Consider the following 22,898-nt stretch of genomic DNA (forward strand, 5'->3'; position numbering starts at 1 on the left):
ATGAAAGGGTTACTGAACTTTTTCTAGCCGCGGCTGCGTTTCCACGAACCCGGGCCGGGCTTCGGCGCCAGCTGAAGCTGCTGCCGCCGGATCCAGTGCCGGGCGCCCGGCTTTTCCGGAGCGGCCGGCTCGCTGCTGCCGAGGGAGAGGACGACGGCGGTCAGCGCCGCGAGTTCCTCCGCCGTCGGCTCGCCCTTGACGACGGCCAGCAGCGGCTGTTCCGGCTCCGCGCCGGTTCCCGTCTCGGGTGCCGTCACAGCGGGATGTTCCCGTGCTTCTTGGCGGGCAGGCTGGCCCGCTTGTCCCGCAGCGCGCGCAGGCCCTTGATGATCTGGACCCGGGTCTCGGACGGGGCGATCACCGCGTCCACATAGCCCAGCTGCGCGGCCTGGTACGGGTTGAGCAGCTCCTCCTCGTACTGCCGGATGACCTCGGCGCGCTTGGCCTCGACGTCGCCGCCGGCCTCCGCAACTGCGGCGAGTTCGCGGCGGTACAGGATGTTGACCGCACCCTGGGCACCCATGACGCCGATCTGCGCGGTGGGCCAGGCCAGGTTGAGGTCGCCGCCGAGCTTCTTGGAGCCCATCACGATGTACGCCCCGCCGTACGCCTTGCGGGTGATCACGGTCAGCTTCGGCACGGTGGCCTCGGCGTAGGCGTAGAGCAGCTTGGCGCCGCGGCGGATGATGCCCTGGAACTCCTGGTCCTTGCCGGGCAGGAAGCCAGGGACGTCCACCAGCGTGATGATGGGGATGTTGAAGGCGTCGCAGTTCCGGACGAAGCGGGCGGCCTTCTCCGAAGCGGCGATGTCAAGGGTTCCGGCGAACTGCATCGGCTGGTTGGCCACGATCCCGACGGTGTGGCCCTCGACGCGGCCGTAGCCGATGATCACGTTCGGCGCGTAGAGCGACTGCATCTCCAGGAAGTGCGCGTCGTCGACGATCTGCTCGATCACCTTGCGCATGTCGTAGGGCTGGTTGGCCGAGTCCGGGATCAGCACATCGAGGGCGAGGTCGTCGTCGTCGAGCTCCAACTCCTGGGAGTGCTCCAGCACCGGGGCCTCGGCGAGGTTGTTGGACGGCAGGAAGTCCAGCAGTTCGCGCACGAACTCCACCGCGTCCGCCTCGTCGGCGGCGAGGTAGGTGGAGGTGCCGGTGTTGGCGTTGTGCTGCCGCGCCCCGCCGAGGGTTTCCATGTCCACGTCTTCACCGGTGACGGTCTTGATCACGTCAGGGCCGGTGATGAACATGTGCGAGGTCTTGTCCACCATGACCACGTAGTCGGTCAGGGCGGGGGAGTAGGCCGCGCCACCGGCGGAGGGGCCCATGATCAGCGAGATCTGCGGGACAACCCCGGAGGCGTGCACGTTGTTGCGGAAGATGTCCGCGAACATGGCCAGCGAGGCGACGCCTTCCTGGATCCGGGCGCCGCCGCCGTCGAGGATGCCGACCACGGGGCAGCCGTTGCGCAGCGCGAACTCCTGGACCTTGACGATCTTCTCGCCGTTGACCTGGCTCAGCGATCCGCCGTAGACGGAGAAATCCTGGCTGTACACGGCGACGGGCCGGCCGTCCACGGTGCCGTAGCCGGAGACCAGGCCGTCGCCGAGCGGCTTCTTTTTCTCCATGCCGAACGCGGTGGAGCGGTGCACGGCGAGGGCGTCGAACTCGACGAAGGAACCGGCGTCGAGCAGCAGGTCGATGCGCTCGCGGGCGGTGTTCTTGCCGCGGGCGTGCTGCTTCTCGACCGCTTCCGGGCCGGAGGGCTGCTCGGCACGGCCCTGGCGGTCGCGGAAATCGGCAATCTTCCCCGCGGTCGTGGTCAGATCGTGGCTCATCAAGTGTCTCCGGCTCTGTTGTTCTCTGCTGTTCTTCGCGCAATGACGCCGGCCTGTGTGGCGTTTAAGTGGATTCCACACAAAAACCTGGCCGTGCTGGCAAGTCTAGTGACGGTATTCGCCCACGCCGCTGTAGAAAACCTACAATTTTCGCTCCGACCTTCACCGCCCTCGGCTGCGTTCCAGCCCAGTTACTCAAGGCCGCATCGGTGCCTGGCCCCGGAATTCCGCGGGTGCCGGCTGCGTTTGGGCGCCCGTGCCGCCGGTAACCGGGCGGGAGCGTCACGGCGGCTCCGAAATCGGGGATGTTACTGACGAGTAACATCGGCTAAAGTGTCCCTATGACTTCAAGCAACGACGCTTCGGGCACGTCCCCGCACCAGCAGAGTCCGTACCAGGCCTCCGGTTCCCTTCAGGGCCGCACCATCCTGATGTCCGGCGGTAGCCGCGGGATCGGCCTGGCCATTGCCGTCCGGGCCGCCCGGGACGGAGCCAACATCGTGCTGCTGGCCAAGACCGGCCTGCCGCACGCCAAGCTCGAGGGCACCGTGTACTCCGCTGCCGAGCAGATCGAGGCGGCCGGGGGACAGGCGCTGCCGCTGGTGGGCGATGTGCGCAGGGACGCCGACGTCGCCGGTGCTGTGGCCGCCGCGGTGGAACGCTTTGGCGGAATCGACATCGTGGTCAACAACGCCTCGGCAATCGACCTGTCCAAGACCGACGCCCTGGACATGAAGCGCTACGACCTGATGCAGGACATCAACGTCCGGGGCACCTTCCTGCTGTCCAAGCTTGCCCTGCCCGCGCTGCGCGAGTCCGACGCCGGACAGATCCTGACACTTTCCCCGCCGCTGAACCTGGATCCCAAGTGGGCCGGAATGCACCTGGCTTACACCATGGCCAAGTACGGCATGAGCCTGACCACCCTGGGCCTGGCCGAGGAGCTCAAGGTGGACGGCATCAGCGTGAACTCGCTCTGGCCCTGCACCCTGATCGACACGGCGGCGATCCGCAACATGCCCGGCGGCGAGCAGATCGTCCGCGGCGCGCGCGGCCCGCAGATCATGGCCGACGCGGCCCACGCCGTGCTGACCGCCAGCAACGCGGTCCCCGAATCCGGCAGCTGGAGCGGCAACTTCTACACCGACGAGCAGGTTCTCGCCGCCGCCGGCGTCACCGACTTCGCGCCCTACAGCCTCGGTGCCCCCGAGGACCGGCTGGTCCCTGACATTTTCCTCTGATTTTCTGGCGGCCTCCGGGTGGCCGAGGGCTCGCCCGCGCCCGCCGAAACTCCCCGCCTTTGCCGGTTGGACGCCGGAATTCCGCGGCGTGTCGGGCCGACCCGCCGGTGGCGGCGTCCAAAACCGGGGAGGATCCGCCGGGCCTGCGCCGGAGCCGGCGGAGCCGTAACTCGGTAGGATTCAAGCATGGAAGCCGCTCAGGAGACACCGGACCGTCCGCCCTTGGACCAGGGCGCCCTCGGCGACGCCGGATTCCTCTCGGCCCACGGCATCGCGCAGCTGAGCGTGGTGGACTCCACCGGCTCCACCAACGCGGACCTGCTGCACGGCGTGAGCGTGGATCCCCGGGCCTATCCGGACCTCACCGTGCTCGCCGCCGAGTATCAAAGCGCCGCCCGCGGCCGCCTCGACCGGCACTGGGAGGCTCCCGCCCGCAGTTCCGTGTCCGTCTCGATCGTGCTCCGTCCGGTCAACGCGGAGGGCCGTCCGCTGCCCACCCAGAGCTACTCCTGGCTCTCGCTGCTTGCCGCCCTGGCACTCCGTGAAGCCCTGCTGGAGACGGCAGGGATCCCGGCCGAGCTCAAGTGGCCCAACGATGTCCTGGTCCGCGGCAAAAAGATCGCCGGCATCCTCGCGCAGCTGGGCCCAATGGGCGACGGCGCCGTGCCCCCGGTGGTCCTGGGCACGGGCCTGAACGTCACCCTCACCGCGGCCGAGCTCCCGGTGCCCACCGCCACCTCGGTGCTGCTGGAACAGCCCGCCACGGTGGACCGGACCGCGCTGCTGAAAAGCTACCTCTCCCGTTTCGCCACGCTCTACCGCAGCTTCTGCAACGCCGACGGCGACCCCGCCGCGGGAATGGCCGGCGGGCCCTCGCTGCACAAGCGGGTGGAGCACGTGCTGACCACGCTCGGCAAGCAGGTCCGGGCCCAGCTGCCCGGCGACCACGAGATCATCGGCCACGCCACCCGGCTCGACGACTACGGCTCCCTGCTCGTGGTCGACGCCGGCGGGCACGAACACGTGGTGACCGCCGGCGACGTCGTGCACCTGCGCCCCTGGACCCCTCCCGGCGAGTCCGGCGGCGAAAGCGGCTATGCGTAAAGAGCTCCTCCCGGGCGAGCAAGTGATTGTGGTTACCCGCCCCCAGCCCCGGACGCTGGTTGGTCCGGCCCTGCTGTTCATCCTGGTCTGCGCCCTCACTGCCTTCGCCTGCGCCTGGATTGTGAAGGGCGGCCCGGCCAAGCTGGTGCCGTTAGCCACCCCGGCCTGGACGCCGTGGCTGGTCGGCGCCAGCCTCGCCCTGGCGGCCTGGGTCCTGGTTGCCTACTGCCTGCCCAAAGTCGTGACCTGGCACGCCAGCCGCTACACCCTGACCAGCCGCCGCCTGATTGCCCGCTACGGCATGTTGCGGCGGCGCGACCAACAGGTTCCGCTCGCCGCAGTCCGTAATGTGTTTGTGGAACAGACGCTGCTCCAACGGTCATTGCGTTCGGGGAATATATCCTTGGACACCGGGTACCCCTCACGCACGGTGATCCCGGACGTCCCTGAGGTCATGACGTTCCGGAACTTCATCCTCGACGCGATTGACGACATTCCGGAGGATGAACTGATTGAGGCCGACGACACGATGCACGGCACCGGCGACTGGCCGGGGAACATGAGGGAAGGTGGAAGAGATGAACGCTGAGAACGCGCACCCCGACACCGGACTCCTGGCCCCCGAGCCGTCGGACGTCCCGGACGCAGTGGTGGATGTCTCCGCCCTCGAAGTAGCCGTGCTGGACTCCGCGGCCGCCGAAGCACCCTCCGACGACGACGACGCCGCCGACGACGCCGCCGACGCCGACGCAACCGCAGCCGACGGCGACGACGAAGGCGCCGCCGCCGCCTCCGCCCCGGCGGACGCCGCCCCCGCGACCGGCACCATGTCCGCCGAACGTCTCGCCGCCAAGGCCCTGGAGCAGCGGCTGCTCGGTGGCGAACGCAAGCTGCGCCGCCGCGAGGTGGCCGCCGGCGCCGGGCTCTCGCTGCTGTCCGCCCGGAAACTCTGGCGCGCCCTCGGCTTCCCCAACCTAGGCGACGAGGACGTCGCGTTCACCGAACGGGACCAGGCCGCCCTGAGCACCGTGGTGGACCTGGTCCGCACCGGCAAGCTCACCGAGGAAGCCGCCATCTCCGTCACCCGCGCCATCGGCCAGATGACGGACCGCATGGTGGTCTGGCAGATCGAGGCCCTCGTGGAGGACATGGTCCACCAGCAGGGCGTCACCGACGCCGTCGCCCGCAAGCGGCTGGTCGGCGAGCTGCCCTCCCTGGTGGACGCGCTTGAGGAAATGCTGGTCTACTCCTGGCGCCGCCAGCTCAATGCCGGTGTGCAGCGCCTTGCCGTGCGGGCCGAAGCGGGCCTGGCCTCCAGCGAGGAGGGCCGCGAGGGGGACGAGGACGACGCCCCGCTGCCGCTGGCTCGCGCCGTGGGCTTCGCGGACCTGGTCTCCTACACCAGCCTGTCCCGCCGGATGAATGAAAAGACTCTCGCCCAGCTGGTGCAGCGCTTCGAGAACAAGTGCGCCGAGATCATCTCCGTCGGCGGCGGGCGCCTGGTGAAGACGGTGGGCGACGAAGTCCTCTATATTGCCGAGACCCCCGGGGCAGGCGCCGAAATCTCGCTCGCCCTCGCCCAAGCGTTCAACGAGGACGAGATCCTGCCGCAGGCCCGCGTCGCGATGGTCTGGGGCCGCATCCTCTCCCGGCTGGGCGACATCTACGGCCCCACGGTTAACCTGGCCGCCCGGCTCACCGCGCTGGCCGATCCGGGCACCGTGCTGGTGGACTCCATGACGGCCGCCGCGCTGGAGCACGACGAACGCTTTGTGCTGCTGCCCCGGGACGCCGAAAACGTGCGCGGATTCGGCGAGATCCACCCCGTGGAGCTCCAGCGCGGCAGCGGTAAGGGCCTCGTCCTGGACTAGGGCGGGTCCACATCATGGCGCTCCATCGGCGTGCAACACGCCGTGCGGGCGCCAGACCCGGTACTATCCCGGTAGCGCATTCCCGCGGACGCCCTCCGCGCCGCACACAGATGCACGGGGAACCCATCCACGTGCGCCCCGGGTCCACCTGCACATCGGTGGCCGCCGCTTCTACCTAGGACAGGCATGACATCCAAGCCGGCTCCCGTTCCTCCCGCTTCTGCAGCCCCATCCGGAACCGCGCCCAGCGGTGCCCCCAGCCTCCGGCTCAACTCCGGCTATGGCACGGACCGCGGCCTGCGCCGCGAAATGAACGAGGATTCCTTCATCGCCGCAGACCCGGTCTTCGCCGTCGCCGACGGCATGGGCGGCCACGAGGCAGGAGAGATCGCCAGCGGCATTTGCGTGCGCACCCTCGCCGAGGTTCCCCAGCTCGCCACGGGGGAGCGGGCGGCCACCGCGGACATCGTCCAGCAGGCCCTCCAGCAGGCCGACGCCGACATCCGCGAGGCCACCGGATCCCGTGCCGGCACCACTCTCTCCGGCGTCGTCGTGGTGGAGCAGTCGGGCATCCCGTACTGGCTGGTGCTCAACATCGGCGATTCGCGCACCTACCGCCTCAGCCAGGGCCAGCTCAGCCAGCTCAGCGTGGACCACTCCGAGGTGCAGGAACTGGTGAACGCCGGCGAGATCACTCGGGCCGAGGCCGCCGTCCACCCGCGCCGCCACGTGGTCACCCGGGCGCTCGGCACCGGCGACGACACGGAAGCCGACTACTCGCTGCTGCCCGTCGAAGAGGGCGACCGGATCCTGGTCTGCTCGGACGGGCTGAACGGCGAGCTCGACGACGAGCACATCGCCCGGATCCTGGTCTCCGAGCCGGACCCGCAGGCCGCCGTGGACCAGCTGATCCAGGCAGCCCTGCGCAGCGGCGGACGCGACAATGTGACCTGCATCGTGGTGGACGCGAGCAACGTGGCCGACGCCGGCGGCGCTGCCGGACAGGCCCGCCCATGACCGGACAACGCCGGTGATCTAGGGCAGGATAGGTCTGTGAGCACAGGGAAGACTGCAGCAGAAACCGACACCCACAGCCCCGACGGCGAACTGGTCCCGTCCGAGGCCGTCCGCGAAGAGTACGAGGAACTGGTCGAGCAGGTCCGCAAGCACCGCTTCGCCTACTACCAGCAGGACGCCCCGATCATCTCCGACGCCGAGTTCGACGAACTCTTCCGGCGGCTGGAGACCATCGAGGCCATGCACCCCGAACTGGTGGCCAACGATTCCCCCACCCAGGAGGTGGGAGGGGAGGTCTCGGCCGCCTTCGCCGCCGTCGAACACCTGACCCGGATGTACAGCCTCGAGGACGTCTTCTCCCTCGAGGAGCTGGAGGCCTGGATCGCCAAGGCCGAGGCCGGCGTCGGCAAGCTCGGCAACGGCGGCAGCCCGCCGTCGTGGCTCACCGAACTCAAGATCGACGGCCTGGCCGTGAATCTGCTCTACCGCGACGGTGTGCTCATCCGGGCGGCCACCCGCGGCGACGGCTTCACCGGCGAGGACATCACCCACAACGTCCTGACCATCAAGGAAATCCCGCAGCAGCTCAAAGGCGGCAACTTCCCTGCCGAAATGGAAATCCGCGGCGAGGTCTTTATCCCCTCCAAGGCGTTCGCGGAGTTCAACGAGGCGCTGATCGCGGAGGGCAAGGCGCCGCTGGCCAACCCGCGCAACGCGGCCGCGGGCTCGCTGCGGCAGAAGGACCCGGCGGAGACCGCCAAGCGGCCCCTGAAGATGTACGTGCACGGCATCGGCGCCCGCGAAGGGCTGGAGACCGGCAGCCAGTCGGACACCTACCGCCAGCTCGCCGACTGGGGCCTGCCCACCAGCCCCTACTTCGAGGTGCTCCCCGGCCTGGCCGAGGTACTGGACTTCATCCGCCGCTACGGCGACAAGCGGCACAGCCTCAGCCACGAAATCGACGGCATTGTGGTCAAGGTGGACGACTTAGCCACCCAGCGGGCCCTCGGCTACACCTCCCGGGTTCCGCGCTGGGCCGTGGCCTACAAATACCCGCCGGAAGAGGTCAACACCAAGCTCCTGGACATCGCGGTCAACGTGGGCCGCACCGGCCGCGTCACCCCGTACGGCGTGATGGTGCCGGTCAAGGTCGCCGGCTCCACGGTGGAGATGGCCACCCTGCACAACCAGGAGGTCGTCAAGGCCAAGGGCGTCAAGATCGGAGACATTGTGGTGCTCCGCAAGGCCGGGGACGTCATCCCGGAAATCGTCGGGCCGGTCCTCGCCCTGCGCGATCAGCAGGACCCGCCGGTGCGCGACTTCGTGATGCCCACCGAGTGCCCATCCTGCGGCACCCCGCTCGCCCCGGCCAAGGAGGGCGACGTCGACATCCGCTGCCCCAACGCCCGCTCCTGCCCGGCGCAGCTGCGCGAACGCGTCTTCCACCTCGCCGGCCGCGGCGCCTTCGACATCGAGGCCCTCGGCTGGGAAGCGGCCATCGCCCTGACCCAGCCGGCCGAGCCCGCCATCGCCCCGCTCACCACCGAGGCGACGCTGTTCCGGCTCACGCCCGAGGACCTCGCCGGCGTCCGGATCCGCCGCGAAAAGCGTTCCAAGGGCGTGCCGACCGGCGAGTTCGAACTTGTGCCCTACTTCTACACCAAGGGCACCGCCAAGGTCCCGTCCAAGCCGACGGCCACCACGGAGAAGCTCTTCAGCGAACTCGAAAAGGCCAAGACCCAGCCGCTCTGGCGCGTGCTCGTGGCGCTGTCCATCCGGCATGTGGGGCCGCGGGCCTCGCGCGCCCTCGCCACGGCGTTCGGGACCATGGACGCCATCCGGCAGGCCTCCGAGGAGGAGCTCGCCGGCGTCGACGGCGTAGGCCCGGTGATCGCTGTGGCGCTCAAGGAATGGTTCGCTGAGGACTGGCACCGCGACATAGTCGACAGCTGGGCGGCCGACGGCGTCCGGATGGAGGACGAACGCGACGAGTCCACCCCGCGCACCCTGGAGGGCCTGACCGTGGTGGTCACCGGCAGCCTCGAGGGGTTCAGCCGGGACGAGGCCAAGGAAGCGATCCTGGTCCGCGGCGGCAAGGCCGCCGGCTCCGTTTCCAAGAACACCAGCTACGTGGTGGCCGGCGAAAACGCCGGCACCAAGCTGGACAAGGCCGAGCAGCTGGGCCTGCCGGTGCTGGATGAGGCCGGCTTCCGTGCGCTGCTCGCGCACGGCCCGGCCGGCCTCGACGGCGGCGCCGGTGCGGACGGTGCTGACGGTACGGCAGACGACGTCGAGGACGGCGAGGACCACCAGGAGGCGGCCGAGTGAGCTCCGGACCGGCCGAATTCCCAGAGGCCTCCGCGTTCCTCGGTCTGGCCCGGGAGGCCGCCGCCGCCGGCGCCGCGGTGCTGGCCGGCCGGAGCGCCGGCGCCCTGGACGTGAGCAACAAGGGCGACTCGGGGGACTGGGTGACGGCCTTCGATCTCGCGGCGGAGTCCGCCGTCCGCGAGGTCATCACCGGCGCCCGGCCCGAGGACACGATCACCGGTGAGGAGGGCGGCACCGTGCTGCCCGAGACCGCCAGCGGCTTCCGCTGGTCGGTCGACCCGCTCGACGGCACCACCAACTTCATCCGCAACATCGTCTACTACGGCACCTCGGTGGCGGTGGCCGGGCCCGACGGCGCCTGGCTCGCCGGCGTCGTCCACGCCCCGGCGCTGGGGCGGGTCTACTACGCCTCCCGCGGCCACGGCGCGTGGCTGGAGGAAAACGGCCGGCGCACAGCGCTCAACGGACCGGTGCCCGGCCGGACCGGGCAGATCCTGGCCACGGGCTTCAGCTACGACCCGGCCGTCCGGGCCGAGCAGGCGTCCGGGTTGGCGGGCCTGATGGACGGGTTCGCGGACGTGCGCCGGCTGGGATCGGCCGCGCTGGATCTCTGCCTCGTGGCCGACGGCACCCACGACGCCTACGGCGAACGGGGCCTGAACGAACACGACTTCGCCGCCGGCGCCCTGATCGCGGAGGAGGCCGGCTGCTGGGTGCGGCGCCCCCGGCTCACCAGCGTGCTCGACGGCGGGCCCTCCGACGAGGAGCGGCTCGCGGCCTGGACCTGCGCGGGGCCGCTGGAGCTCTCCGGGAAGTTCCCGCTCTGACCGACGCCCGGCAGAGCAACCGGGCGCGCTGGATTCCCCACGCAAAAAATGCGCCCCCTCGCGGGGGCGCATGTCCTGGAACCAGAGGGCTAGTTCCTTACCGGCGGATTAGTTCTGGATCAGGCGGACCGGGCCTTGTGCCGAGTCGCAGACGAGAGTGGTGGTGCCGGACCTGTCCACTGCCCGGCCGAGGACCGCCACGGGCCCGACCTTCACACCGCAGACGTTTGCCGCCACCTGGGCGGCGACGCCAATGTTGACGTCCTGCAGGATCGTGACATCGCCGACCGCAACGTTGACGAGGCCGTCCTGGACTTGGGTGGGCGCGGCGTTGGCCGGTGCCATTCCACCCGCCAGGAACAGTGATCCTGCCAGTGCGACTCCTGCTGAAGCTTTTGTCATCAAACGCATCGTTGACTCCTTCGTTGGTGTGATGGGGATTACAACAACGTAACGATCAGCATGCTTAGTAGTCAAGGGGAGCAAAGGCCAGTGACCGCCCCGACGCGGGGGGTGAGGACCAGCCCCGCGTTGCGGGGACACAGGGATGAACGTTTGCCATTAGCGCAGGTCAGGGTGCGGTTTGGAGGCTGGCTGCCTTCACCTGAAATGGGCGGTGGCCTGCGCCCGAAAAAAATTTGAGAAATATTTGGACGGTTCCGAATCCGGCCACACAGTGCCTTCCGGTTCTGCTGTTGCACGGGGAGTTGCAGCCCGCATGATTGACGCACTCCCGCAGACGTGCGGCCGCTGATAGTTCCATCACGGAAACCGCGCTTTGGCGCCCGGTCGGGGCCGACGCCCGTAACATAGACAGGTGCATTCGCAGATCCTCATTCGTCCCGCCGTCCCGGCCGACTACGACGCCGTCGCCCGCATCACCCGGGACGCCTACCTTGCCGCCGGGCACTTCGAGGACGCGGACCACCCCTACATGCAGCAAATCCAGCAGGTCGCCCGGCGGCACGAGAACGCGACCATTTGGGTGGCCGAACGCGCCGGCCAGGTTGTCGGCTCCGTGACCCTCGCCGTCGCGGGGGAGCCGTACGCGGACATCGCCCGGCCTGACGAGCTGGAATTCCGAATGCTCGTGGTGGACCCGGCGGTGCAGCGCAGCGGCGCCGGCAAGGCCATGGTGCAGGCCATCATCGAACACGCCCGGTCCCTGCCCGGCATCACCGGCGTCGCCCTGACCACCGGGATGACCTGGGAAAGCGCCCACGGCCTGTACCGGAAGACCGGCTTCCAGCGCGTCCCCGAGCGCGACTGGTTCGTCCCGGACACCGACATCAAACTCTTGGTTTACCGCCTGGACCTGTAGCTCCGCCCCGCTCCGGGTAGGGTTGCAGCCAGGGCACCATCCCTGAGACACGCTGGCAACGGCACGAGTACAGCTGAAGGTTCCATGGCAGCGCACATCCCCGACACCATCGACAAGAATCTTCTCGGCCTCTATCTGTCGGACCACCTGACCGGCGCCACCGCCGGCCTCGGCAGGATCGAGCGGATGGCCAAGGACTTCACGGATACCCCCGTCCACGCCGAGCTCGCCTCCGTGGCCGCGGCGATCGGCCGGGAGCGGGAGTTACTCCGCGGCCTGATCCGGGAGCTGGGCATCCGCCAGCGCCCGCACCGCCAAGCCGCGGCCTGGCTGGCGGAACGAGCCGGCCGCCTGAAGCTCAATGGCCGGCTGCTGAGCCGGTCGCCCATGACCCTGGTCCTGGAGTCCGAACTGATGCGCGCCGCCGTTATGGCCAAGATCGGCGGCTGGCAGACACTGGAGGAGCTGGCGCCGGACCTCGGGCTTGAGCCGTCCACCTTCGCCGGGCTCACTGCCGAAGGCCGGTCGCAGATCGAAACCTTGGACCGCGTCCACGAACACGCCCGCGCCAACGCCTTTCACAGGGGCCGCAGCATCGCGGGCTGACCACATCGGCGCCCGACGGTAACCGCACGTCAACCCACGTAGACTGGGACGGAAAATAATCCGTACCTTGCAGGGGAGATCCATGGCTGCGATCAACCGCGACGACGTCGCGCATCTCGCGCGTCTCGCGCACATCGAGATGAGTGCTGAAGAGCTGGACAGGATGGCCGGCGAACTCGCCGTCATCGTGGAGTCGGTTAAGTCCGTTAGTGAAGCCGCCGGTGATGACGTCCCGGCCACGTCGCACCCGATCCCGCTGACCAACGTGTTCCGCGAGGACGTGGTGGGCCACACCTTCACGGCCGAGCAGGCGCTTTCCGGAGCCCCTGACGCGTATGAGGGCCGCTTCAAGGTCCCGGCAATCCTGGATGAGGACTAAGACCATGACTGAAACCCACGCCGAACTGTTCCGCCTCTCCGCCGCCGCGCTCGCCGAGAAGCTCGCCGCCCGCGAGGTCACCGCCGTCGAGGTCGTCCAGGCGCACCTGGACCGGATCGCCGCCGTCGACGGCCAGGTCAACGCCTTCCTGCACGTCAACGCCGAGGAAGCCCTCGCCGTTGCCGCCGAGGTGGACGCCATCCGCGCCGCGGGAGGTGCCGCCGCCGAGGACCTGCACGTGCTCGCCGGCGTCCCGATCGCCGTCAAGGACCTGATCGTCACGATCGGACAGCCCACCACCGCCGGCTCCAAGATTCTCGAGGGCTGGCACAGCCCCTACGACGCCACCGTGGTGGAGCGCCTCCGCGCCGCCAAGATGCCGATCCTGGGCAAGACCAACCTGGACGAGTTCGCCATGGGCTCCTCCACCGAGCACTCCGCGTTCGGCCCCACCCACAACCCGTGGGACCTGGAGCGCATCCCCGGCGGCTCCGGCGGCGGCTCCGCTGCCGCCGTCGCGGCCTTCGAAGCCCCGCTGGCCCTCGGCACGGACACCGGCGGGTCCATCCGCCAGCCCGGCGCCGTCACCGGCACCGTCGGCGTCAAGCCCACCTACGGCGGCGTCTCCCGCTACGGCGCCATCGCCATGGCCTCCTCGCTGGACCAGATCGGCCCGGTCTCCCGCACCGTGCTGGACTCGGCCCTGCTGCACCAGGTGATCGGCGGCCACGACCCGCGCGACTCCACCTCGCTGCCGGACCCGCTCGAGGACCTCGTCGCCGCGGCCCGGACCGGCAACGTCGAGGGCATGAAGATCGGCATTATCAAGGAACTCCACGGCGAGGGCTACCAGGCCGGCGTCGAAAACCGCTTCAACGAGGCGCTGGAGCTGCTCAAGGGCGCCGGCGCCGAGATCGTTGAGGTCTCCTGCCCCAACTTCAAGTACGCCCTCGGCGCGTACTACCTGATCATGCCCTCGGAGGCCTCCTCCAACCTCGCCAAGTTCGACGGCGTCCGCTTCGGCCTGCGGGTGCTGCCCGAAGAAGGCCCGCTGACGATCGAGCGCGTGATGGGAGCCACCCGCGCCGCGGGCTTCGGCGACGAGGTCAAGCGCCGCATCATCCTGGGCACCTACGCCCTGAGCGCCGGCTACTACGACGCCTACTACGGCTCGGCCCAGAAGGTGCGCACCCTGATCCAGCGCGACTTCGACGCCGCGTTCGAACAGGCGGACGTGCTGATCTCCCCGACGGCGCCGACCACGGCGTTCAAGCTCGGCGAGAAGCTCAACGACCCGCTGGCGATGTACCTCAACGACGTCGCCACCATCCCGGCCAACATGGCCGGGGTCCCGGGCCTGTCCCTGCCCGGCGGCCTCGCCGACGAGGACGGACTGCCCGTGGGCGTCCAGCTGCTGGCCCCGGCCCGCCAGGACGCCCGGCTCTACCGCGTCGGCGCCGTGCTCGAGTCGCTGCTCGAGGCGCAGTGGGGCGGCCCGCTGCTGGATAAGGCCCCCGACCTAAACAACGCAGCCTTGAGCCACGGAGGTTCACACTAATGACTGACGCAACCCTCAGCTTCGAAGAGGCGATGGAGAAGTACGACCCCGTCCTGGGCTTCGAGGTCCATGTGGAGCTCAACACCAAGACCAAGATGTTCTCCTCCGCGCCGAACGTCTTCGGCGACGAGCCGAACACCAACGTCAACGAGGTTGACCTCGGGATGCCCGGTGTGCTGCCCGTGGTGAACAAGACCGCGATCGAGTCCTCGATCAAGATCGGTCTGGCGCTGAACTGCAAGATCGCCGAGACCTGCCGCTTCGCCCGGAAGAACTACTTCTACCCGGACACCCCGAAGAACTTCCAGACCTCGCAGTACGACGAGCCGATCGCGTACGACGGCTACCTGGACATCGAACTCTCCGACGGCACCGTGTTCCGCGTCGAGATCGAACGCGCCCACATGGAGGAGGACGCCGGCAAGCTCACCCACATGGGCGGTTCCGCCGGCCGGATCCAGGGCGCGGACTACTCGCTCGTGGACTACAACCGCTCCGGCGTGCCGCTGGTCGAGATCGTCACCAAGCCGATCGAGGGCGCCGGCAGCCGCGCCCCCGAGCTGGCCAAGGCCTACGTCGCCGCGGTCCGCGAGATCGTCAAGAACCTCGGCGTCTCGGACGCGAAGATGGAACGCGGCAACGTCCGCTGCGACGCCAACGTCTCGCTGCGCCCGCACGGCCGCGAGCGTTTCGGCATCCGCTCGGAGACCAAAAACGTCAACTCGCTGCGCGCCGTCGAACACGCCGTCCGCTACGAAATCCAGCGGCACGCCGCCGTGCTGGACTCCGGCCTGCCGGTCATCCAGGAGACCCGGCACTGGCACGAGGACACCCGCTCCACCACCTCGGGCCGGCCCAAGTCCGACGCCGACGACTACCGCTACTTCCCGGAACCGGACCTGGTCCCCGTCGTCGCCTCCCGCGAGTGGGTCGAGGAACTCCGCGCCACGCTGCCCGAGCCGCCGGCCGCCCGCCGCAAACGCCTGCAGGCCGACTGGGGCTACTCGGACCTCGAATTCCGCGACGTCGTCAACGCCGGCGTCATGGACGAGATCGAGGAAACCATCGCCGCCGGCGCCACCGCCACGGTGGCCCGCAAATGGTGGATGGGCGAGATCGTCGGCCGCGCCAAGAACGCCGACGTCGACCCCGGCCAGCTCGGCGTCGCCCCGGCCACCATCGTGGAACTGAACAAGATGGTTGAGGACGGCAAGATCAACAACAAGATGGCCTCCGAGGTCCTGGACGGCGTGCTCGCCGGCGAGGGCACCCCGGCGGAAATCGTAGAAAAGCGCGGCCTCGCCGTGGTCTCCGACGACGGCCCGCTGCTCGAAGCCATCGACGCGGCCCTCGCCGCACAGCCCGGCGTCGCGGACAAGATCCGCGGCGGCAAGCTGCAGGCGATCGGCGCGATCGTCGGCGCCGTGATGAAGGCCACCCGCGGCCAGGCCGACGCCGGCCGCGTCAAGGAGCTGATCCTCGAGCGCCTCGGCGTCGAAGGCTAACGCACCTCGCACCACCCAACTGACTCGCACTTGTTGTCGTTTTGATCGCCCATAACGACAACTACTGCGAGTCAGTTGGGTTAAGCCGGGCGAATTTAGGTGACCAGCCCCGTCATGATGGTCTGCAGCGCCTCGCAGACCATCATGACCGATCTGCGTTTAAGGTTTTCCGGCCGGGCCAGGATGTCGATCCGGCGCCGGGTGCTGATGCCTTCCAGCGGGCGCAACACAATGTCAGGGTTCAGCACCGGCCGCGCGGTATGCCGGGGCAGCAGCCCGATCACGCTGCCGGCCGCCACCAGGGCCGCCACCGTCGAATAGTCGTTGATCCGGTGCACAATGTTCAGCTCGCGGCTGGATACGGCGGCGACGGCGGAGAGCACGTCCGCGGGGGAGTAGCCGGTGTGGCTGGTCACCCACGGTTCGCCGACGACGTCGTCCGCGCTCACCGCCCGCTGGCCGGCGAGCCGGTGGCCGGCCGGCAGGGCCACGTCCAGCGGCTCGTGCGCCAGCGGAATCACCGCCACCCGTTCCACTGGCCACCGCGGGCTGTGGTCCATCCGGTGCGCCAGGACCAGGTCATACCGGGCCGTCAGCGCCGGGAAATCCTGCTGGGCCACGTCCTCGTCGGAGAGCTGGATCCGCGGCTGCCCGGGCTCGGCCAGCAGCCGCGCCAGCGGGGCAAACAGCGCCTGTCCCGCACTGTGGAACCCGCTCAGCGTCACCGGCGCCACCGGGGAGCCGTGGTACGCCCCGATCGCGGTCCTTGCGTCCGCCATCGCACTGACGACGGCGGCCCCGGCGTCCGCGAGCACCTGGCCCGCCTCGGTGAGGACCAGGTTGCGGCCCTCCTTGCGGGTCAGCGGCACCTCGACGGACCGCTGCAGGGCGGCCAGCTGCTGCGACACCGCGGACGGTGTGACCAGCAGGGTCTCCGCGACGGCCTTGACACTGCCCAGGGCCCCGAGTTCGCGGAGCATTTCGAGCTGGTGGATTTCCATGCCCCCATCCTAGAGGTAAGCAATTCCTAAATCGTCGATTGAGAAAAACTCGGTTGTGCTAACGCTTTCGGCCCGGTCTAATGAGGTGAGTTGTCCCACACGATCGCATCCTCCGGGTGCGTCCCACACAGTAGCCACCCCCACAGTTAGGCAGGCCCATGAAGGCTCTCTACAAGTCCGGCGCCCACGCGGGATTCGAACTCGTCGACCGCCCGGAGCCGGAAGCCGGGGCCGGGGATGTCAAGATCCGCGTCATGACCACCGGTATCTGCGGCACGGACCTGCACATCCAGTCCTGGGACGCCTGGGCCCAGGGCATCATCAATGCCCCGCTGATCGCCGGCCACGAGTTCTACGGCGAAGTGGTGGAGGTTGGCGAGGACGTCCTGGACGTCAAAGTCGGCGACCGGGTCTCCGGCGAGGGCCACATTGTCTGCGGGATCTGCCGCAACTGCCGTGCCGGCCGCAAGCAGATGTGCATCAACACCGTCAGCGTCGGCGTCCAGCGCGACGGCGCGTTCGCCGAATACGTCGTCATCCCCGAAACCAACGTCTGGGTCCACCACGACCCCTCCGTGACCCCGGAGCTCGGCGCGATCTTCGACCCGTTCGGCAACGCCGTCCACACCGCCCTGAGCTTCCCGCTGGTGGGCGAGGACGTGCTGATCACCGGCGCCGGCCCCATCGGCCTGATGGCGATCGCCGTCGCCCGCCACGCCGGGGCCCGGAAGATCGCCATCACTGACGTCTCCGCCCCGCGGCTGGAACTTGCCCGGCAGCTCGGCGTCGACCTCGCGATCGACGTTTCGAAGATGCGCGTCAAGGACGCCCAGCGCGAACTGGGCATGCGCGAGGGCTTCGACATCGGGATGGAAATGTCCGGCCACCCCACCGCCCTGCCTGAGATGATCGACAACATGAACCACGGCGGCCGGATCGCGATGCTGGGCCTGCCCAGCCAGTCCATCGACATCGACTGGGGCAAGGTGGTCACGCACATGCTGACCATGAAGGGCATCTACGGCCGCGAAATGTTCGAGACCTGGTACGCCATGAGCGCCATGCTCTCCTCCAACCCCGTGCTGCACGCCAACATCTCCGCCGTCGTCACGGACACCCTGCCCGCCTCGGACTGGGAAAAGGGCTTCGAAATCGCCCGCGCCGGCGTGGGCGGCAAGGTCGTGCTCGACTGGACCTGCTTCTAAGCCCCGTTTTCCGGTACCGTACAAAATTCACCCCAGCTGAGGAGCGCACCACCATGTATTCAGCCATCAAGGACCAGCTGCAGCACGAACTCGACGAGATCCGCAGCGCCGGTTTGTTCAAGACCGAGCGGCACATCGACTCGCCGCAGGCCAGCCACATCAAGGCGGGCCAGCTCGGCCAGGGCAGCGCCGAGGTGCTCAACTTCTGCGCCAACAACTACCTGGGCCTCGCGGACCACCCGGAAATCATCGCCGCCGCCAAGGCCGCCATGGACGACCGCGGCTTCGGCATGGCCAGCGTGCGCTTCATCTGCGGCACCCAGGACCTGCACCTGGCCCTCGAGGAACGCGTCTCCAAGTTCCTCGGCACCGAGGACACCATCCTGTTCTCCAGCTGCTTCGACGCCAACGGCGGCGTCTTCGAATCGCTCTTCGGCCCGGAGGACGCCGTCATCTCCGACGCCCTGAACCACGCCTCGATCATCGACGGCATCCGGCTCTGCAAGGCCCAGCGCTTCCGCTACGCCAACCAGGACATGGCCGACCTCGAAGTCCGGCTGATCGAGGCCACCACACAGCAGAACCCGGCCCGCCGCAAGATCATCGTCACCGACGGGGTCTTCTCGATGGACGGGTTCCTCGCCCCGCTCGAGGCGATCTGCGACCTCGCCGAGAAGTACGACGCCCTGGTCATGGTCGATGACTCCCACGCGGTCGGGTTCATGGGCGCCACCGGCGCCGGCACCCCCGAACACGCCGGCGTCTCGGACCGGGTGGACATCTACACCGGCACCTTCGGCAAGGCCCTCGGCGGCGCCTCCGGCGGCTACGTCTCCGGCCGGCGCGAGGTCATCGCCATGCTCCGGCAGAAGGCACGCCCCTACCTGTTCTCCAACTCGCTGGCCCCGGCCATCGTCGCCGCCACGCTCAAGGCCCTGGACCTCGTGGAGAACTCGGGCGAACTGCGCGGCAAGCTCTTCGCCAACGCCGAACTCTTCCGCCGCCGGATGGGCGAGGAAGGCTTCGAGTTGCTCGACGGCGAACACGCGATCGTCCCGGTCATGTTCGGCGACGCCGTGATGGCGGCCAAGGTCGCCGACGCGATGCTGGCCCACGGCGTCTTCGTCACGGCCTTCAGCTACCCGGTGGTACCCAAGGGCGCCGCCCGCATCCGCGTCCAGCTCTCCGCCGCGCACAGCACGGACGACGTCGAGCGCTGCGTCCAGGCGTTTGTCCGCAGCCGCGAGGCCGTAGCCGCCGCGGCATAGGGGCCGAAAAGTACTGACGCGACCTCCTGCCGGGTGCAAGGATGGAGGCATGTCAGCTAAATACGATGTTGTGATCGTCGGCGGCGGCATCGCCGGCCTGTCCCTCGCCTCCGCCCTCGCCGGCAAATGCAGCGTGGCCCTGGTCGAAGCCGAGCAGTCGCTGGGCTACCACACGTCCGCGCGCTCGGCCCGGCAGCTGATCCCCAGTTACGGCCCGCCCGTGGTCCAGGACCTGACCATGCGCACCCTGGAGCTCATCGGCACCCACGAAGGCACCCGGCCCGAGCCAGTGCTCTCGCCGCGCCGGTTCATGCTGATCGGGGACGAGGAAACCGTCCAGCGGCAGGCCAGCGGCTTTATGCACCGGATCAGCCATGCCGAGGCCCTGGAGATCTGCCCCGCGCTCAAGCCGGAGTCCTTCACGGCGGCCGGCCTGGATTCCGGGTCCTTCGCCTGCAACGCCTCGCTGCTGCTGGAGGACCACCGGGAGCGGGCCGTCGAGGGCGGCGTCGACATCATCACCGGCGCCCGGGTCCACTCGGCGCAGCGCCTCGGCACCGGCTGGGAGCTCGGCGCCGGGCAGGAGGGCCTCGAGGCCGCCGTTGTGGTCAACGCCGCCGGCGCCTGGGCGGACGAGTTCGCCGTGCTCAGCGGCGTCGAGAAACTCGGACTCCAGCCCTACCGGCGCACCGCGGCGATCGTCGACGTCGAACACCCCCTCCCGCAGGGGTGCCCGATGGTGGCGTCGGACAGCTTCTACTTCCGGCCGGACGGGCGGCGGCAGGTGCTTATTTCGCCGTCGGAAACCGTGCCGAGCGGCCCCGAGGACGCCCAGCCGTACCCCGGCGACGTCGAAGCCCTGATCACCCGGCTCAACGCCGTCACCACCATGGGGATCGGCAGCGTCCGCCGGGCCTGGACCGGGCTGCGGACCGAAGCCGCCGACGGCGTCCCCGTGGTGGGGTTCGACGCCGAGGCCGCCGGGTTCTTCTGGCTCGCCGGCCAGGGCGGCTACGGCTTCCAGACCTCCTCCGGCATCGCCGAACTGGCCGCGGAACAGATCCTCGCCGGGCAGGGCTCCGGCGCCCCGTTCCCTGCCGACAGTCCGGCATCCCGGACAGCCGCGGCGCTGGCCGCAACGCGGATGTCGATCCGGGGCTGAAGAATGGAACCATGAGCACCCTGATCACCAACATCGCCGAACTGATGACCCAGGACACCGAGCACCGGGTCCTCAAGGACGCGGCGGTCGTGATCGAGGGCGAACGGATCGCCTGGATCGGTGCCGCCGCCGAGGCCCCCGCGGCCGACGACGCCGTCGACGCCGGGCACCGCGCCCTCCTGCCCGGCTGGGTCGATTCGCACACGCACCTGATTTTCGCCGGCGACCGGACCGCGGAGTTCGAGGCCCGGATGGCGGGGGCGGGCTACAGCGCCGGCGGCATCGCCGTCACCACCGGCGCCACCCGGAGCACCAGCGATTTCGACCTCACCCGGCTGGCGCTGGGCCGCGTGGCCGAGGCTGTCGCGCAGGGCACCACCTACCTGGAGACCAAGACCGGCTACGGCCTGGGCGTGGACAACGAGGCCCGCAGCGCCCGGATCGCGTCCACCGTCGCGGACGAGGTGACCTACCTCGGCGCGCACCTGGTCCCGGACGGCATGGACGCCGAGGAGTACACGGACCTGGTCTGCGGCCCCATGCTCGCCGCGGTACGGCCGTACGCACGCTGGGCCGACGTCTTCTGCGAACGCGGCGCCTTCAACGAGGACCAGTCCCGCCGCGTGCTCCAGGCCTGCCGGGATGCCGGACTGGGCCTGCGCGTGCACGGCAACCAGCTCGGCGAAGGCCCCGGCGTGCGGCTGGCGGTCGAATTCGGCGCCGCGAGCGTGGACCACGTGAACTACCTCTCCCGCGCGGACGTCCACGCCCTCGCCGACAGCTGGTCCGGCTGGGAGGCGGCGGCCGGCGCCGGCGAGCGGGGCACGGTGGCGACCTGCCTGCCAGCCTGCGACCTTTCCACCCGGCAGCCGCTGGCGCCCGGCCGGGAACTGCTCGACGCCGGCGTCCAGCTGGCCCTGGCTTCCAACTGCAACCCCGGCACCTCCTACACGAGCTCGATGGCGTTCTGCGTCACCACCGCCGTGCTGCAGATGCGGCTCAGGGTGCACGAAGCCGTCCGGGCCGCGACCTACGGCGGTGCGCTGGCGCTCGGCCGGGAGACCGGGAACGACGTCGACGGCCAGCGGGCCGTGGGCTCCATCGCCGTCGGTCACCGGGCGGACCTGCACCTGCTTAACGCCCCGTCCGCCACCCACCTCGCGTACCGGCCGGGGATGCCGCTCACCCACGCCGTCTGGCGCGCCGGAGTCCGCGCCCGCTGACCGGCCCGCCCAGGAGGCCAAGGAGGAACGCACATGCCCGGCTTCGCCAGGGAACTCGCCATCATGATCGATCTGGTGCGCGCCAAACGCGGCGGGGAGAGGGCCCTGGCCCGGCGCCGGGACGCCCGGCTGGCCGCCCTCGTGGCCCACGCCCGCACCGCCTCGCCGTTCTACCGGGCGCTCTACCGCGGCCTGCCGGCCGAGGACATCCAGCTCCGGGACCTGCCCCCGGTCACCAAGCCGCAGCTGATGGCCCGCTTTGACGACTGGGTCACCGACCCGGCCATCACCCGGGCGGACCTCGAGGCCTTCGTCGCCGACCCTTCCCTGGTCGGCACCCGCTACCGGGGCCGCTACTTCGCCTGCACCAGCTCCGGAACCACCGGCCACCCCGGCCTGTTCGTGCATGACCCCGACGCCGTCGCCTGCTACCGGGCCCAGGGCGTCCGGATCGTCGGGTCCGCGCTCGACGCCCGCCGGCTGCTCGCGATGCTGCGGCGGGGAATCCGCGCCGCCGTCGTGGTGGGCACCGGCGGGCACTTCGCCGGCGTCGTCTGGCTCGAGTCCGAACGGCGCCGCAGCCGTGGCCGCCGCCGCGCCTACCGGCTGTTCTCCGTGCAGCAGCCGCTGGAGCAGCTGGTGCAGGCGCTCAACGCCTTCGACCCGGCCCTTGTTGTGGGCTACCCCAGCGCACTCGAACTGCTGGCCGGGGAACAGGACGCCGGCCGGCTGCACATCCGCCCCGTGATCGTGGAGTCCAGCGGCGAATCCCTGGGCGACCGGGCCCGGCTGGCCGCGGCGCTGGGCGGCGCCGTGCACAACGTCTACGCCGCCTCCGAGTTCACCCCGATCGCCCTGGACTGCCCCCGCGGCTGGCTGCACGTCAACAGCGACTGGGCCATCCTCGAGCCGGTCGAGGCGGACTACCGGCCCACCCCCGCCGGGCAGCCGTCCCACACGGTGCTGCTGACCAACCTCGCCAACCGGGTCCAGCCGCTGATCCGCTACGACCTCGGCGACTCCGTGGTCGCCAAGCCCGGCCCCTGCGAGTGCGGCAACCCGCTGCCCGCCATCCGGGTGGCCGGCCGGCACGACGACGTCCTGCACCTGGACAACGGCCGCGGCGCCACGGTGAGCGTACTGCCGCTGGCCATCACCGCCCCGGTGGACGACGCGCCGGGGGTCCACCGCTGCCAGCTGGTCCAGACCGGGCCCGCGACCCTGCGGGTGCGGCTCCAGCCGGAGCCCGGCACCGCGGCGGAGACGGTGTGGCAGGACGTGGCGGCGAAGCTGGCCGGCTTCCTGGCCGGCCAGGGCCTGGCGAACGTGGAACTGGTCCGCGCGGAGGAAGCTCCGGAACAGAGCGGGCCCAGCGGGAAGTTCCACCAGGTGATCGCCCTCAAGGAACCGCCCGCGGGCTCGGAAGCCACCGGCTAGAAGAACGG

The 22,898-nt window shown here is 69.7% G+C and carries 21 protein-coding genes; 17 read left to right on the forward strand and 4 right to left on the reverse strand.

Going from position 1 to position 22,898, the window contains the following annotated elements; translation table 11 throughout:
• Positions 1 to 23: 23 nt before the first annotated feature.
• Both ABLI39_RS06435 and ABLI39_RS06440 read right to left on the reverse strand, forming a co-directional pair.
• Positions 24 to 257 carry an acyl-CoA carboxylase subunit epsilon gene (locus ABLI39_RS06435; RefSeq protein WP_349412604.1) on the reverse strand — a complete coding sequence of 78 codons (234 nt, stop codon included), beginning with the start codon at positions 255 to 257 and terminating at the stop codon, positions 24 to 26.
• Positions 254 to 1,837: an acyl-CoA carboxylase subunit beta gene (locus ABLI39_RS06440; protein ID WP_349412605.1), complete on the reverse strand. Its 1,584-nt coding sequence runs from the start codon at positions 1,835 to 1,837 to the stop codon at positions 254 to 256. The genes ABLI39_RS06435 and ABLI39_RS06440 overlap by 4 nt, the downstream gene beginning before the upstream one ends.
• Positions 1,838 to 2,178: 341 nt before the next feature.
• On the opposite strand from ABLI39_RS06440, the gene ABLI39_RS06445 reads away from it, so the two are divergent.
• From ABLI39_RS06445 to ABLI39_RS06475, 7 genes are all read left to right on the forward strand, one after another.
• A complete protein-coding gene (locus tag ABLI39_RS06445) occupies positions 2,179 to 3,078 on the forward strand; it encodes an SDR family oxidoreductase (protein ID WP_349412606.1) in 900 nt (299 codons plus the stop codon).
• 186 nt (positions 3,079 to 3,264) lie between these two features.
• Positions 3,265 to 4,182 carry a biotin--[acetyl-CoA-carboxylase] ligase gene (locus ABLI39_RS06450; protein WP_349412607.1) on the forward strand — a complete coding sequence of 306 codons (918 nt, stop codon included), beginning with the start codon at positions 3,265 to 3,267 and terminating at the stop codon, positions 4,180 to 4,182.
• Positions 4,175 to 4,771, forward strand: coding sequence for a PH domain-containing protein (locus ABLI39_RS06455; protein ID WP_349412608.1), 597 nt, complete (start codon positions 4,175 to 4,177; stop codon positions 4,769 to 4,771). The genes ABLI39_RS06450 and ABLI39_RS06455 overlap by 8 nt, the downstream gene beginning before the upstream one ends.
• Positions 4,761 to 6,053 (forward strand): adenylate/guanylate cyclase domain-containing protein, encoded by a 1,293-nt coding sequence (locus ABLI39_RS06460; protein WP_349412609.1) that lies wholly within the window; start codon positions 4,761 to 4,763, stop codon positions 6,051 to 6,053. The genes ABLI39_RS06455 and ABLI39_RS06460 overlap by 11 nt, the downstream gene beginning before the upstream one ends.
• A gap of 186 nt (positions 6,054 to 6,239) precedes the next feature.
• Entirely contained in the window at positions 6,240 to 7,070 is an 831-nt protein-coding gene (locus tag ABLI39_RS06465; RefSeq protein WP_349412610.1) for a PP2C family protein-serine/threonine phosphatase, read from the forward strand.
• Positions 7,071 to 7,106: 36 nt separating this feature from the next.
• The gene (gene ligA, locus ABLI39_RS06470; protein WP_349412611.1) at positions 7,107 to 9,398 is read left to right on the forward strand and encodes an NAD-dependent DNA ligase LigA; all 2,292 of its coding nucleotides are present in this window, start codon (positions 7,107 to 7,109) and stop codon (positions 9,396 to 9,398) included.
• A complete protein-coding gene (locus ABLI39_RS06475; RefSeq protein ID WP_349412612.1) occupies positions 9,395 to 10,225 on the forward strand; it encodes an inositol monophosphatase family protein in 831 nt (276 codons plus the stop codon). The genes ligA and ABLI39_RS06475 overlap by 4 nt, the downstream gene beginning before the upstream one ends.
• 108 nt (positions 10,226 to 10,333) lie before the next feature.
• On the opposite strand, the gene ABLI39_RS06480 is transcribed toward ABLI39_RS06475, so the two are convergent.
• On the reverse strand, positions 10,334 to 10,570 hold the full coding sequence (locus ABLI39_RS06480) for a hypothetical protein (RefSeq protein WP_349412613.1): 237 nt from the start codon (positions 10,568 to 10,570) through the stop codon (positions 10,334 to 10,336).
• A gap of 472 nt (positions 10,571 to 11,042) precedes the next feature.
• Here ABLI39_RS06480 and ABLI39_RS06485 point away from each other — a divergent pair, with 472 nt between their 5' ends.
• From ABLI39_RS06485 to gatB, 5 genes are all read left to right on the forward strand, one after another.
• A complete protein-coding gene (locus ABLI39_RS06485) occupies positions 11,043 to 11,546 on the forward strand; it encodes a GNAT family N-acetyltransferase (protein WP_349412614.1) in 504 nt (167 codons plus the stop codon).
• 84 nt (positions 11,547 to 11,630) lie between these two features.
• The gene (locus tag ABLI39_RS06490; protein ID WP_349412615.1) at positions 11,631 to 12,152 is read left to right on the forward strand and encodes a hypothetical protein; all 522 of its coding nucleotides are present in this window, start codon (positions 11,631 to 11,633) and stop codon (positions 12,150 to 12,152) included.
• A gap of 82 nt (positions 12,153 to 12,234) precedes the next feature.
• Positions 12,235 to 12,531 (forward strand): Asp-tRNA(Asn)/Glu-tRNA(Gln) amidotransferase subunit GatC, encoded by a 297-nt coding sequence (gatC, locus tag ABLI39_RS06495; protein ID WP_138769869.1) that lies wholly within the window; start codon positions 12,235 to 12,237, stop codon positions 12,529 to 12,531.
• 4 nt (positions 12,532 to 12,535) lie between these two features.
• Entirely contained in the window at positions 12,536 to 14,089 is a 1,554-nt protein-coding gene (gene gatA / locus ABLI39_RS06500; protein WP_349412616.1) for an Asp-tRNA(Asn)/Glu-tRNA(Gln) amidotransferase subunit GatA, read from the forward strand.
• On the forward strand, positions 14,089 to 15,594 hold the full coding sequence (gene gatB, locus ABLI39_RS06505; protein ID WP_349412617.1) for an Asp-tRNA(Asn)/Glu-tRNA(Gln) amidotransferase subunit GatB: 1,506 nt from the start codon (positions 14,089 to 14,091) through the stop codon (positions 15,592 to 15,594). Before gatA ends, gatB begins: the two co-directional genes overlap by 1 nt.
• Before the next feature lie 95 nt (positions 15,595 to 15,689).
• Here gatB and ABLI39_RS06510 read toward each other — a convergent pair whose 3' ends face one another.
• Positions 15,690 to 16,595, reverse strand: coding sequence for a LysR family transcriptional regulator (locus ABLI39_RS06510; RefSeq protein ID WP_349412618.1), 906 nt, complete (start codon positions 16,593 to 16,595; stop codon positions 15,690 to 15,692).
• A gap of 158 nt (positions 16,596 to 16,753) precedes the next feature.
• Between ABLI39_RS06510 and tdh the strand changes: the two genes are divergently transcribed.
• From tdh to ABLI39_RS06535, 5 genes are read left to right on the forward strand one after another with little or no spacing between them, the layout of a single operon-like run.
• On the forward strand, positions 16,754 to 17,800 hold the full coding sequence (gene tdh, locus ABLI39_RS06515) for an L-threonine 3-dehydrogenase (protein WP_349412619.1): 1,047 nt from the start codon (positions 16,754 to 16,756) through the stop codon (positions 17,798 to 17,800).
• A gap of 53 nt (positions 17,801 to 17,853) precedes the next feature.
• Complete coding sequence (locus tag ABLI39_RS06520) at positions 17,854 to 19,068, forward strand: glycine C-acetyltransferase (RefSeq protein WP_349412620.1); 1,215 nt, start codon at positions 17,854 to 17,856, stop codon at positions 19,066 to 19,068.
• Between the two features lie 49 nt (positions 19,069 to 19,117).
• Entirely contained in the window at positions 19,118 to 20,230 is a 1,113-nt protein-coding gene (locus tag ABLI39_RS06525; protein WP_349412621.1) for an NAD(P)/FAD-dependent oxidoreductase, read from the forward strand.
• Positions 20,231 to 20,241: 11 nt separating this feature from the next.
• Positions 20,242 to 21,453, forward strand: coding sequence for an amidohydrolase family protein (locus ABLI39_RS06530; RefSeq protein WP_349412622.1), 1,212 nt, complete (start codon positions 20,242 to 20,244; stop codon positions 21,451 to 21,453).
• Positions 21,454 to 21,486: 33 nt separating this feature from the next.
• Positions 21,487 to 22,890, forward strand: coding sequence for a phenylacetate--CoA ligase family protein (locus ABLI39_RS06535; RefSeq protein ID WP_349412623.1), 1,404 nt, complete (start codon positions 21,487 to 21,489; stop codon positions 22,888 to 22,890).
• The last annotated feature ends 8 nt before the right edge of the window (positions 22,891 to 22,898 follow it).

It is taken from the genome of Pseudarthrobacter sp. B907 (genome assembly GCF_040137805.1).
Lineage (GTDB): Bacteria > Actinomycetota > Actinomycetes > Actinomycetales > Micrococcaceae > Arthrobacter.

Coding starts and splice junctions, on each gene's coding strand:
- gatC (WP_138769869.1), top strand. CDS start 12,235: ATGGCTGCGATCAACCGCGACGACGTCGCGCATCTCGCGCGTCTCGCG.
- tdh (WP_349412619.1), top strand. CDS start 16,754: ATGAAGGCTCTCTACAAGTCCGGCGCCCACGCGGGATTCGAACTCGTC.
- ABLI39_RS06490 (WP_349412615.1), top strand. CDS start 11,631: ATGGCAGCGCACATCCCCGACACCATCGACAAGAATCTTCTCGGCCTC.
- ABLI39_RS06445 (WP_349412606.1), top strand. CDS start 2,179: ATGACTTCAAGCAACGACGCTTCGGGCACGTCCCCGCACCAGCAGAGT.
- ABLI39_RS06460 (WP_349412609.1), top strand. CDS start 4,761: ATGAACGCTGAGAACGCGCACCCCGACACCGGACTCCTGGCCCCCGAG.
- gatB (WP_349412617.1), top strand. CDS start 14,089: ATGACTGACGCAACCCTCAGCTTCGAAGAGGCGATGGAGAAGTACGAC.
- ABLI39_RS06530 (WP_349412622.1), top strand. CDS start 20,242: ATGAGCACCCTGATCACCAACATCGCCGAACTGATGACCCAGGACACC.
- ABLI39_RS06450 (WP_349412607.1), top strand. CDS start 3,265: ATGGAAGCCGCTCAGGAGACACCGGACCGTCCGCCCTTGGACCAGGGC.
- ABLI39_RS06510 (WP_349412618.1), bottom strand. CDS start 16,595: ATGGAAATCCACCAGCTCGAAATGCTCCGCGAACTCGGGGCCCTGGGC.
- ABLI39_RS06465 (WP_349412610.1), top strand. CDS start 6,240: ATGACATCCAAGCCGGCTCCCGTTCCTCCCGCTTCTGCAGCCCCATCC.
- ABLI39_RS06520 (WP_349412620.1), top strand. CDS start 17,854: ATGTATTCAGCCATCAAGGACCAGCTGCAGCACGAACTCGACGAGATC.
- ABLI39_RS06440 (WP_349412605.1), bottom strand. CDS start 1,837: ATGAGCCACGATCTGACCACGACCGCGGGGAAGATTGCCGATTTCCGC.
- ABLI39_RS06535 (WP_349412623.1), top strand. CDS start 21,487: ATGCCCGGCTTCGCCAGGGAACTCGCCATCATGATCGATCTGGTGCGC.
- ABLI39_RS06525 (WP_349412621.1), top strand. CDS start 19,118: ATGTCAGCTAAATACGATGTTGTGATCGTCGGCGGCGGCATCGCCGGC.
- ABLI39_RS06455 (WP_349412608.1), top strand. CDS start 4,175: ATGCGTAAAGAGCTCCTCCCGGGCGAGCAAGTGATTGTGGTTACCCGC.
- gatA (WP_349412616.1), top strand. CDS start 12,536: ATGACTGAAACCCACGCCGAACTGTTCCGCCTCTCCGCCGCCGCGCTC.
- ABLI39_RS06480 (WP_349412613.1), bottom strand. CDS start 10,570: ATGGCACCGGCCAACGCCGCGCCCACCCAAGTCCAGGACGGCCTCGTC.